We start from the raw sequence: 11,062 nt of genomic DNA, 5'->3' as shown, positions 1-11,062 counted from the left end.
GGTCACCACTCCGTCAGCCGGCTGTCGCGGAGCTGGCCCAGTTCGAGCAGCACCGGCTCGGTCACCGCCACGATGTGGGCATTGATGCGCTTGAGATCACGCAACATGTCGAGATGCAGGCCGCTGGTCTGGATGCTGTCGGCACGACCATCCTGCAAGCGCCGGAAATGCCGATCCTGCGAGCGGCGCACCATGGAGCGGATCTGCACCTTGGTTTCCATAAGCTGCCGCGCCATGGCTAGGTCGCGCGACAGAAAAACCGTCTGTGCGGCATGCAGGTTGGACAGAACGGCGTGGTAGATAGCGTCGATCTCGCTTATGCCTTCGGACGACAGTGGCGCTTGCCGCTCCGCCGATTTCACCAGCAGCCGATTGAGGCTGCGGTCGATAATGTCGCCCACATGCTCGAGGTTGAGCGCATAGGACATGATCTCCAGGGACCGCTCGCGCTGCGCGTCGGACAGGGGGTGGCGCATCAGCCGCGACATGAAGAGCTTCAATCGCCCCTGCGCCAGATCCACATTGTTCTCCAGCAGGCCGATCGCTTCCGACGGCGCCACGCCCCCCGGCACGAGACCGGCCATGGCCTTTTCCAGCATCAATTCCACCATGTCGCCAATGCGCAGGGCCTCGCGGGTGGCGGCCGCCAGGGCCTCCACCGGCTCGTCTTCCGAAGCGGTGCCCAGATGGCTGCGTGGCTCGTCGGCGGCGCGCTCCGGCAGCAGCACGGCCATCAGTTTCGAGACCTGACCGACCAGCGGCAGGAACAGCAGGCAAAGGGCCAGGTTGAACAGAACATGCAGGTCGACGGCAAGCCGGCCGGAGTCGATATCGGGCAGCGAAATCCAGGACAGCAGCACCAGCACCACCGCGACGCCAGCGGCGCGGACCAGCAGATTGCCGATCATCACCCGCCGGGCATGAATGCCTTCGTGGCGCGTGGCGAATATGGGCGGGATGGCACCGCCGAGATTGGCGCCGGCCACCATCATCAATGTCAGGTCGGCCGATAGCTGCCCGGCCGCGCCGATCGCCATGACGAACAGGACGACCGCCATGCTCGAGGCCGAGAGCGTTGCGAGCACGGCGCCGGTCAGCAGGGCCAGCAGCGGCACATCGGCCATGAGTTGCAGCACGAGGTCCATGGATTGACCATGCAGCATCTGCACCGAGGCCCGCCCCACCATTTCGAGCCCCACCAGCAACAGCCCGAAGCCGAAGAATACCCCGCCCATATGGCCCAGCCGACGGTCCGGATAGAGCCGTTGCAGCGCAAAACCGAGCACCAGCGTCGCCGGCGACAGCCAATGCAGGTCGAGCGAGAGCAGCTGGGACACCAGGCTCGTGCCCAGATTGGCACCGAGCATGCCCGCCTGTGCCATGGCGGCGCTGACGAAGCCCTGCCCAACAAAGCCGGCCAGCATCAGGGCCGTCGCGGTGGAGGATTGCACAGCCACGGTCACGCCCAGGCCACTGACGAAGGAGAGCGCCCGGTTCTTGGTAGCTGAAGCGAGCCACACGCGCAGCTTGGTGCCAAAGCCGTCCAGCATGCTTTTCTTGAGGACATTCAGTCCCCATAGAAGCAGCGTCGCAGCACTCAGAACTTCGAGAAGTATCGACATGTCACCACGAGCCCGCCGTACGATCGGCAAGTTTCAATCGGGCTGCGGGTGAAGGGCACCCGCAGCAACGGCTATTTGACAGCGCCAGACGTGAGCCCGCGGACGATGCTCTTCTGGAACAGGTAGAAGATGACCAGCATTGGGGCGATGGCGATTGCGGCGCCGGCATAGATCAGGCTTGGCTGCGTCGATTCCGAGGAATTGAGGGCCTGCAGGCCGATCTGCAGCGTCTGCATGTCGGGCGTGTTGATCACCAGCAGGGGCCAGAAATACATGTTGTAGCTACCGATGAAGGTATAGAGGCCCAGCACCCCCAGCGCCGGCCGCACGATCGGTACGAGGATGGTCAGGACGAAACGCAGGTGCCCGCAGCCATCGATCCGGGCCGCCTCGTAAATCTCCTTGGGAAACGACAGGAAGAACTGCCGCATCAGGAATATGCCGAAGCCGGAGGCTACGAAGGGCACGATGAGGCCGGGATAGGAATTGATCCACCTGAGGTCCACCAGGATGAGGTATTTGGGGACGATCAAGGATTCGGTCGGCACGAGGATCGTCAGCATGATGATGCCGAAGATCACATTCTTGAAGGGAATGTTGAGGAAAACCAGCACATAGGCTGCCAGCACCGAGGTGACCAGCACGCCCAGCACGATGGCCGAGGCCACGAAGATGCTGTTGAAGAACTGCCGGATCAGCGGCATGGCATCGAGCACCTTGGCGAAGTTCTCGAAATGCAGCTCCTGCGGCACCAGCATGGGCGGGAAGCGCATGAGCTGGGCATCGGTCATCAGCGCGCCCGCGATAGTGAAATAGAGCGGGAACAGCACGATGAGGGCGGCCAGGATCAGCACCGCATAATGAGCGAAGAGACGAAGGGTTTTCACGAGTAGAACACCTTTCGCTGCAGGAAGCGGAACTGGATCACGGTGATGACCGTAACGACGAGCAACAGGACCACGCCCAGCGCCGAAGCCAGGCCGTAATCGCTGCTGCCGTAGGCGAAGGCGGACTTGTAGAGACTGTAGACCAGCGTCGTCGTGGAATTGACCGGCCCGCCGGCCGTCATCAGCTTGATCTCGCCAAAGGTCTGCAGGGAATGGATGGTCGAGACCACGAGCAGGAAGAACAGCGTCGGCGTCATCAGTGGCAGCGTGATGTAGCGGAAACGGTGCCAGCTGGACGCGCCGTCGATGCGTGCAGCCTCGTAGAGTTCGTCGGGAATGGATTGCAGGCCAGCCAGGCAGACGATCAGCGTATAGCCCATATAGCGCCAAATCGACACGACGGCGACGCTGCCCAGCGCATAGTTGGGGCTGGTCAGCCAGTCGATAGCCGGCAGGCCCATCTGTTGCAGCAGGCCGTTGAACAGCCCGATGCCCGGCCGGTAGAACACGTTGAACACCACCGCGGCAGCAGCCACCGAGAAGGCGAAGGGTGTGGCCAGAAGCGCACGAAACACCCCGATAGCAGCGATCTTGGGTTGCAGCAGCAGTGCCAGGCCAAGCCCGATGATAATCCCCGGCAAGACCGTATAGGCGAGAAAGAGGGCCGTCGTGCCCATGACCCCCACCAGATAGGGATCGCTGACGATGCGATAATATTGCTCCAGCCCCACGAAATGCACGGGACGCCCCAGCAGATCGTTGGAGAAGAAGCTCAGGTGAAAGGTCCTGCCCAGCGGATAGAGGACGAAGGCAGCGAAGATGATGAGACATGGCAACAGGAAGAGTGCCGCCACCGCCATGTCGCGTACCGAATAGCCGCGGATGTGCCGGGCAAGCAGGCTGCGGGCACTCATTGGTCCGCGCTCCACAGCTTGAGCAGCTTATCGGCAACGCCCGGCGTTGCGGCCATCACGCCATCGAGCGGCACGTCGCCTGCCGGGCCGCTGCGACCTGCGATGACGGCCCCGCCTTCGCGGGCGATGAGGGCGCCGGCATAGACATCCCAGGGATTGTAGAATCCGGGCAGCACGGTCCCCGTCGCCCGTCCCACGCCGACCAGGGCCAGCGCCAGGGCGCAGGACCCCATGATGCGGGTCGCCCCTGCCTCGGCGGAAATGGCATGCAGGTATTCGTCCATGCCGGACCAGGCCGCCTGCCGCGACCATTCGGTGAGGAAGACGCCACCGCCGATGCGGGCATGGGCGGCACAATTGACCCGCCTGGCGTCGATATAGGCGCCGCCACCGCGGCTGGCACTGTAGATTTCGCGCCGATAGACGTCGGCCACAACGCCGGCCACAACGCCCTGGCTATCAACGGCCGCAAGGCTGAAGGCCACCCATGGCACACCGTGAACGAAGTTCATCGTGCCGTCGATCGGATCGAGATACCAGGTGATTTCCGCGTCGCCACCGGCATCCGCGTCGGCGCCGAACTCCTCGCCCACAACCCTGTGGCCGGGATATTGGGCGTGGATGCGGTCGCGTGTCTGCGTCTCGACCGCCTTGTCGAACGGAGTGACCCAATCGCCCGCATCGACCTTCGTGGCTGATTGATCGGGCGAGGCATGTGCCCCGGCAATCGTTACCATGGCCTCCTCGGCCAGTTGCAATGCAAAGGCGCGCAGTTCCTGGGGTGTCATGTTCACTTGCTCCCGGCCTCGGCATCGCGGAGCGCCGCGCTGACCGCTTCGAAATTGTTGGAAATGACGGCCTCTATGCCGAGCGAGCGAGCACGCAAAGCCTCGGCGACGTCGTCGACCGTATAGGTCCAGATCGGATAGCCAAGGCGCGCAATGCGCGCGACCTGGGCCTCGTTTCCTTCTTCCCATTTGATATTCAGCGTCGATGGCCTGATGGCATCGAGCATATCCGCCGGCGGTGCTTCGGGGCGCGACCACGACAGGATGATATCGGCTTGCGGCATGGCCAGTCGGATATGGGAAAGGATTTCAGGCTCACCGATGAACCGTGCCCGCTGCGCTTGCCCGCGGCTCGCCAGCAGTTCGGCGATATCGGCAACGATGCCTGCAGGCTTGCAGTCCACGATCAGCGTAAGGGAGGTGGCATCCACCACCTCCTCCAGCGTGGGAATGACGATCTTCTGCCCGCCCTGCTCCGTGCCAAGGGCTCGCACCTCATGGAACGGCGCCTCGGCAACGGGGCGAGGATCGCCCCAGATACGCGCCAGGGTCTTGTCGTGCAGCAGCACGGCATGTCCGTCGCTGGTGGCCCGCACGTCGAATTCGACGGCCACCGCCCCGTGCTTTTCTGCCAGCAGAATGGACGGCAGGGTATTTTCGGGCAACCGAAGGGGCAGCCCACGATGGGCGACAGCGAAGGTCATTTGGCGTTTCTCCGGGGCGCTCGGTTACTGACCGACAGAGCGGTTGTAGTTGGCGATCAGGCCGTTGACGGCGTCCTGACCTTCGGTGATCGCCTGCTGGATGTCGCCACCCAGGAGCACGCTATCGATCACCTCGTTGAGGCGTGGACGCGCCTGGGGCAGCACGCCGACCAGGCAACCGCTGCTGGCGACCGATTGGGCGGCACTTTCAAGCTGCTGCCGAGGCTTGTCGAAATCGGGATAGGTAGCCACGATCTTCTTATAAGCATCGGTCTCGGCGGCATGGATATTGGTCGGGATATAGCCCGTTCCCGAGGACCACTTGCCCTGCGCTTCGGCCGAGGCGAGGAACTTGATGAATTCCAGCGCCGCTGCCTGTTCGGCTTCAGGATGGTCCTTCAGCAGCCAGATCGAGGCACCGCCATTGAACACCGAGCCCTGCGCATTTTCGATCGGTGCAGGGAAGTTGGCGACGCCGACTTCGAATTCGGACCGCTCGATGATGTCGCGCATGGGCGCCGATGTCAGGATCAGGGTTGCGGCGCGCCCCGAAACGAAGGCGGCAATCGCATCGCCCGAAACGCGGCCGGCATTCATGCCAACGCCATCATCCATGATGTCGTGCCAGAAGCTCAGGATGTTATGGAGAACCGGATTGTCCCAGGTCACGTCATTCGCACGACCCTCGCGGCCATTGCCGGCACCGCAATAGGTCTGGTCGCCCCTGGCGAACCATTGCTCCACGAACCAGCCATCGACCGAGCTGACATAGCCGTATTGGGAAACCTGATCGCCATTCTTGATCAGCAGGCTCTCGGCCATTTCGCGCACTTCGGCCAGCGTGGTGGGCGGCTGTTCGGGATCGAGCCCCGCGGCACGGAACGCATCCTTGTTGTAGTAGAACATGGGCGCCGAGGCGTTGAAGGGCAGTGACTGCAGCTTCCCGCCGACCGTGTAATAGGACGACATGGCCGGCAGGATTTCGGTTAGGTCGATGCCGGCATCGGCAGCGACATCCTGCAGCGGAATGGCCACGTCCAGATCCATCATCAGCGTGGTGCCGATTTCGTAGACCTGCACGATGGTCGGGGTGGTGGAGGCCTGGATGGCGGCGGTCAGCTTGGCGAGGGAATCGCCGTACGCCCCCTGAAAGATCGGATCCACGCGGATTTCGCCGGCATGTTCGGCATTGAACTCGGCCACGAGGGCTTCCAGCGTGGGGGCGTGAGCGGCGCCCATGGAATGCCAGAACGTCACCACTTCTTCCGCCTGGGCCCTCGCGATGAGGCTGAAGCTTGCCGTGGAAAGCAGCATGCCCACCAGCGAAGCGCGCGCGAAGCGGCCTGCCTGTACACGATTGAACATCATAGTCTCTCCTCCTTATCGGGTCTTCCCGGTTACATTTGCATTTTGGATATTACATTTGTAATAGGGATGCAACCCCGTCCGGCGCCGGCTATGACGATGGTCGGAAATCAGCTTCCGGCTGTGGGCGTGGACGGATAGGGATATTGGTGCTGGACACGGGCCGCGCCGACAGCAGGAGGACAGCTATGAGCGCATCGGAAGACCAGGACTATGTAAGGGTTGCCTGGCTCTACTACATGGAAGGTGCGACCCAGGCCGACATTGCCAAAAAACTCGGCATGACCCGGCTGCGCGTCAACCGGATGCTGGCCGAGGCTCGGGAATCGGGGCTGGTCCGCGTGCAGATCAATGCCCGCCTCCAAAGCTGCGTGGAGCTGGAACGGCAGTTGGAGGCCGATTTCAACCTCGAAGCCGCCGTGATCATCCCCACCCCGGAGGATCAATCCCTGATCCCGGTCAATCTGGGCCGGGCCGGTGGTGAGTTCCTGGCGCGATACCTTCAGGAGAACGAGATCCACGAAATCGGCGTGGGCTGGGGGGAGACGATCCTCCACATCATCCGCAACCTGCCCGAAACCCGCCATCCCGATATCCATGTCAACTCGCTGATGGGCGGGCTGACGCAGGGGCTGGAAATCAATACATTCGAGATTGCCCGCGAGCTCGCCCGCCGCCTCCAGGCGCGATGCAGCTATCTGGTCGCCCCCATCTATGCCGGCAGCGCCCAGTCCCGCGACATCATCCTGGACCAGGAGGTCTTCGCCCTGGCCGACAAGGGGCGCAGCAACGAACTCGCGCTGCTCAGTATCGGCGAATTGTCGCCGCGCTCGCTTCTGGTCCGCCATGGCCTTCCCAAGGACGTATCGATGCAGGACCTGCAGGCGCTGGGCGCGGTCGGCGACGTCATGGGGCAGTTCTTCACCCGCGAAGGCGTGCTCATTCCCCACGGCATCAATGAAAGGGTGATCGCGCTGAGCTTCGAAGAGCTGCGCAAGGTCAAGACCACCATTTTCGCCGCCGGTGGCCGCCACAAGACCGAGGCCATTGCCGGCGTGCTTTCGGCAGGCCTCGGATCGGTGCTGGTTTGCGACGAGGATACGGCAAGGGCGGCGGCCGCCATGGCGACGCGGCCGCAACCACGAAAGCCGTGAGGGACTAGAGGTAGAATGTGCCGCTATCGTCAAGGAAATGGCACTGGTGGATGATGACGTCATCCTGCCGCAGCAACACCACGCTGTAGGATGGCGGTTCGTGGCTGCCGCGGATTCGGCCATCATTCTCGACGAGATCAAGGGCGACCTGATGGCTGAGGCCGGGAATGCCTGAGAACGGAATGCCGCGCCAGATGCCTGACACCGCCCGGTGCAGATGGCCGAAAAAGATGTGCCGGACATTACTAGCCTCGGCCAGGATCGCCTCGAAACCAGGATCGTTTATCGCCATCGTGTCCGAACGCGGCATGCCCACGGCCATCGGCGGATGGTGCAGGAACAGATAGCAGGGATCGGTCGGGTCTTCCGCCAGCACCTGCCTGAGCCAGGCCAGCCGCGCCGCGTCCAGTACGCCCTCATGGCTACCGGCCTGCACCGTGTCCAACACGATGAACCGTCGTCCGCCATACCGGACCACATATTGCACGAAGCCCGCCTGATCCGCCGCGACCTCGGGGAAAGCCTGCTGGAAGCTGGCGCGATCATCGTGATTGCCGATCAGCGGATGCACCGGCAATGCCAGGGGCGCCAGCAACGTGCGAACCTGCTGATAGGAGGCCACCGATCCGTCATGGGTGAGGTCCCCCGTCAGCACCGCGAATGCCGCATCCCCGTGATGGGCCGCCATATGCGCAACGCATGCCTGCAACCGCGCGGCCGGTTCGAGGCCGTAAAGCCTGGAGCTGCCCACATCGAGATGGGGGTCGGTGAAATGGATGAACTTGACGTCCTGCAAAGCCACGCTCCCGGGCCATTGATACAAATGTATTTCTGGTATATCAAAAGTTCAAAACCGACAAGATGGTGCGGTTCAGGGAGAATGGGCATGGCTCAAGTCGTCATCAGGGATACCTTCAAGCGCTATGGCTCGGTGCAGGTTCTGCACGACATCAACATCGATATCGAAGACGGCGAATTCATCGTTCTGGTCGGCCCGTCGGGATGCGGCAAGTCGACCCTGCTGCGCATGGTCGCCGGGCTGGAATCGATCACGTCAGGCACGGTGGAAATCGGCGGCCGAGTCGTCAACGATCTCGAGCCCAAGGAGCGGGACATCGCCATGGTGTTCCAGAGCTATGCACTCTACCCGCATATGACGGTCGAGCAGAATATGGGCTTCGCCCTCAAGCTCGCCGGCCTGCCCAAGGCTGAAATCGACGGGCGGGTCGGGCGGGCGGCGGCGATCCTGGGTCTCGATACCTTGCTGCAGCGCCAGCCCCGGCAGCTCTCGGGCGGGCAGCGCCAGCGTGTCGCCATGGGCCGTGCCATCGTGCGCAACCCGCAGGTCTTCCTGTTCGACGAACCGCTGTCCAATCTTGACGCCAAACTGCGCGTGCAGATGCGGGCCGAGATCAAGGAACTGCACCAGCGCCTCAAGACCACGACCATCTATGTCACCCACGATCAGGTCGAAGCCATGACCATGGCCGACAGGATCGTGGTGATGAAGGATGGCGTCATCGAGCAGATGGGTGCGCCGCTGGACCTGTACGATGATCCCCGGACCACCTTCGTTGCCGGGTTCATCGGCAGCCCCTCCATGAACTTCATCAAGGGGAAGACGACGCCGAAAGGTTTCGAGACGGAAGATGGCAGCGTGCTCCCCCTGCCTGCCGGCCATGGCGACGTGGCACTTTACGGACTACGTCCCGAACATATCACGATCGACACGAAGGGCGTGCCGGCCCAGGTCGTCGTGGTCGAGCCCATGGGCTCGGAAACGCAGGTACTTTTCAGGCTGGGCGAGCAGACCATCATCGGCCTCTTCAAGGACCGGCTGGCTGCCAAGGCCGGGGATATCCTGCACCTCTCTCCATTGCTGGATCGCGTTACCCTGTTCGACAGCAATGGGCAGCGTGTCTGATGAAGGCGGCGCGGCTATGAACTGGATGCTTGCATCCGATCACGCGCCCTTCAGCCGGGTCTCGTTCAGCAGCCCCGCCGCCTCGATGACCGGATAGCCGGCGGCAGCGACGTGGGAATTGATCCGGTGCAGATCCCGCACCAGGTCGACGAACAGGGCGCTGGCGCGCAGCGAAACGCGCTTGGTGGCAGCGTCCTGGTTGAGGTGATCGTCGATCACCCGGTCTTCCAGCTTGCGAAACAGATCCTTGTGCGCCGCCAGCCGGGTGGCCGCCTCCAGGTCGCGCGAGGTCACCGCGCCGGGCACCAGGCGGAGGCAGTCATTGACCAGCTCGGTCAGTGCCTGCAGCGAACGGGCCTGTTCGGCCGAGAATTCCACATTTTGCTTCACCTTGCTCTTGATGCGATCGGCCAGGTTCAGCTTGATGACGTCGCCGGCATGTTCGAGATTGCTGGCATAGAGGATGATTTCGAAAGCGCGGCGCGCATCCTGCGGTGAAAGCCGGTTCTGGCTGAGCTCGCCGATATAGGCGTGGATGGCGTTGAGGTAATTGCCCAGCCGCGCATCGATCGGGGCGATTTCCTTGAGCATTTCGAGCTTGCGCGTCTCCAGCACCCGGAAGGTGATGGCCAGCATGCGGCTCAGCAATTCGCTCATCCGCACCGTCTCCATGGCCGCATTCGATAGCGCGATCGCGGGCGTATCAAGCGCGGCGCGGTCGAGATAGCGCGGCCGGGCCAGCGGGTCCTCGGCCTGATCAGGATCGCGGGCGAAACGGCCGACCAGCCCGACCACAAGCGGCGCCAAAGGCAGGAAGATCGCCGCCGCCAGCACGTTGAAGCCAGCGTGAATGGCCACCACCACATGCAGGTCGTCGACCGGAATGCCGGCCAGCAATTGCGTCAGCGGCCGCGCTGCGGCGAGGCCGGCAATAGCCAGCGCGCCGCGACAGGCCATATTGGCGAGCGGCAGGCGCCGCGCGGCCGCCGGCTGGTCCATGGTGGCGGTGATGGCGGGCAGGCCCCCGCCGAAATTGAGGCCCAGGATGAAGGGCAGCGCGCCGGCCATGTCCAGGCTGCCGCTGAGCACGAAAGAGGAGATCAGCAGCACGACGGCCAGCGTCGAATGGCACAGCCAGGCCAATACCGCCCCTACAAAGAAACCCAGGACGGGTTCGGCGCTGACGGCGGCCAGCGCCTCGTGGAACAGGCTGGCCTCGCGCAGCGGCGCGGTGGCCCCCACCACCAGCTTGAGAGAAATCAGCATGAGCCCCAGGCCGAGCAGCACACGACCGATATTGCGGGGTCGGAATTCCCTGGCGACGCCGAAGGTCAGGTAGCCGACGAACAGCAGCAGCGGCGCCAAGGCAGCAGCGCTCGACGATCCCGAGGCCAGAACCGCCGAAATCAGCGCCGAACCCACATCGGCGCCGAGCAACACGGCCAGCCCCGTCGTGGCGCTGAGCGCGCCGCTGCCGGCCAGGCCGGACACGATCAGGGCCATGGCCGTGGCGCTGCCCAGGATGGCCGTCGCCACCAGACCCCCGCCAAAGGCAGTCAGGCGATTGCCGAGCCTTTGTTCGAGAAACAGATGCAACCGGTCACCATAGGCCCGCATGATCCCGGTCTTGACCATGCGGACGCCCCAGAGCAGCAGCGCGATGCCGCCGAGCAGGTCGATGATGACGAAGGTTCCCGACATGGC

10 protein-coding genes are annotated in these 11,062 nt (G+C 63.4%); 2 read left to right on the top strand and 8 right to left on the bottom strand.

The annotated features are described in order from the left end of the window. Positions 1-2 precede the first annotated feature (2 nt). From FPZ08_RS18815 to FPZ08_RS18790, 6 genes are all read right to left on the bottom strand, one after another. Positions 3-1,622 (bottom strand): Na/Pi cotransporter family protein, encoded by a 1,620-nt coding sequence (locus FPZ08_RS18815; RefSeq protein ID WP_146291805.1) that lies wholly within the window; start codon positions 1,620-1,622, stop codon positions 3-5. Positions 1,623-1,693: 71 nt separating this feature from the next. Beyond that, positions 1,694-2,509, bottom strand: a complete 816-nt coding sequence (locus FPZ08_RS18810; protein ID WP_210246828.1) for a carbohydrate ABC transporter permease — start codon at positions 2,507-2,509, stop codon at positions 1,694-1,696. Further along, a complete protein-coding gene (locus FPZ08_RS18805; RefSeq protein WP_146291803.1) occupies positions 2,506-3,423 on the bottom strand; it encodes a carbohydrate ABC transporter permease in 918 nt (305 codons plus the stop codon). Before FPZ08_RS18805 ends, FPZ08_RS18810 begins: the two co-directional genes overlap by 4 nt. Continuing rightward, on the bottom strand, positions 3,420-4,211 hold the full coding sequence (locus FPZ08_RS18800) for an inositol monophosphatase family protein (protein ID WP_146291801.1): 792 nt from the start codon (positions 4,209-4,211) through the stop codon (positions 3,420-3,422). The genes FPZ08_RS18805 and FPZ08_RS18800 overlap by 4 nt, the downstream gene beginning before the upstream one ends. 2 nt (positions 4,212-4,213) lie before the next feature. Then, the gene (locus tag FPZ08_RS18795; protein WP_146291799.1) at positions 4,214-4,915 is read right to left on the bottom strand and encodes a glycerophosphodiester phosphodiesterase; all 702 of its coding nucleotides are present in this window, start codon (positions 4,913-4,915) and stop codon (positions 4,214-4,216) included. Positions 4,916-4,939: 24 nt separating this feature from the next. Further along, complete coding sequence (locus tag FPZ08_RS18790; RefSeq protein WP_146291797.1) at positions 4,940-6,283, bottom strand: ABC transporter substrate-binding protein; 1,344 nt, start codon at positions 6,281-6,283, stop codon at positions 4,940-4,942. A 185-nt stretch (positions 6,284-6,468) separates the two neighbouring features. Here FPZ08_RS18790 and FPZ08_RS18785 point away from each other — a divergent pair, with 185 nt between their 5' ends. Next, complete coding sequence (locus FPZ08_RS18785) at positions 6,469-7,434, top strand: sugar-binding transcriptional regulator (RefSeq protein WP_146291795.1); 966 nt, start codon at positions 6,469-6,471, stop codon at positions 7,432-7,434. 4 nt (positions 7,435-7,438) lie between these two features. Here FPZ08_RS18785 and FPZ08_RS18780 read toward each other — a convergent pair whose 3' ends face one another. Next, positions 7,439-8,230 (bottom strand): phosphodiesterase, encoded by a 792-nt coding sequence (locus tag FPZ08_RS18780; RefSeq protein WP_186767077.1) that lies wholly within the window; start codon positions 8,228-8,230, stop codon positions 7,439-7,441. A gap of 90 nt (positions 8,231-8,320) precedes the next feature. Here FPZ08_RS18780 and FPZ08_RS18775 point away from each other — a divergent pair, with 90 nt between their 5' ends. Further along, positions 8,321-9,358 carry an ABC transporter ATP-binding protein gene (locus tag FPZ08_RS18775; RefSeq protein WP_146291791.1) on the top strand — a complete coding sequence of 346 codons (1,038 nt, stop codon included), beginning with the start codon at positions 8,321-8,323 and terminating at the stop codon, positions 9,356-9,358. Positions 9,359-9,397: 39 nt separating this feature from the next. On the opposite strand, the gene FPZ08_RS18770 is transcribed toward FPZ08_RS18775, so the two are convergent. Then, on the bottom strand, positions 9,398-11,059 hold the full coding sequence (locus FPZ08_RS18770; protein WP_146291789.1) for a Na/Pi cotransporter family protein: 1,662 nt from the start codon (positions 11,057-11,059) through the stop codon (positions 9,398-9,400). Between the last annotated feature and the right edge of the window lie 3 nt (positions 11,060-11,062).

The sequence above is a fragment of the Devosia ginsengisoli genome (assembly GCF_007859655.1).
GTDB classification, from domain to species: Bacteria; Pseudomonadota; Alphaproteobacteria; order Rhizobiales; family Devosiaceae; genus Devosia; species Devosia ginsengisoli.
This window is presented reverse-complemented; position numbering and strand designations above follow the sequence as displayed.

Bases quoted from the DNA above. Each gene is read 5' to 3' on its own strand.
- FPZ08_RS18795 (WP_146291799.1), bottom strand. From the start codon at position 4,915: ATGACCTTCGCTGTCGCCCATCGTGGGCTGCCCCTTCGGTTGCCCGAA.
- FPZ08_RS18775 (WP_146291791.1), top strand. From the start codon at position 8,321: ATGGCTCAAGTCGTCATCAGGGATACCTTCAAGCGCTATGGCTCGGTG.
- FPZ08_RS18770 (WP_146291789.1), bottom strand. From the start codon at position 11,059: ATGTCGGGAACCTTCGTCATCATCGACCTGCTCGGCGGCATCGCGCTG.
- FPZ08_RS18805 (WP_146291803.1), bottom strand. From the start codon at position 3,423: ATGAGTGCCCGCAGCCTGCTTGCCCGGCACATCCGCGGCTATTCGGTA.
- FPZ08_RS18800 (WP_146291801.1), bottom strand. From the start codon at position 4,211: ATGACACCCCAGGAACTGCGCGCCTTTGCATTGCAACTGGCCGAGGAG.
- FPZ08_RS18790 (WP_146291797.1), bottom strand. From the start codon at position 6,283: ATGATGTTCAATCGTGTACAGGCAGGCCGCTTCGCGCGCGCTTCGCTG.
- FPZ08_RS18815 (WP_146291805.1), bottom strand. From the start codon at position 1,622: ATGTCGATACTTCTCGAAGTTCTGAGTGCTGCGACGCTGCTTCTATGG.
- FPZ08_RS18785 (WP_146291795.1), top strand. From the start codon at position 6,469: ATGAGCGCATCGGAAGACCAGGACTATGTAAGGGTTGCCTGGCTCTAC.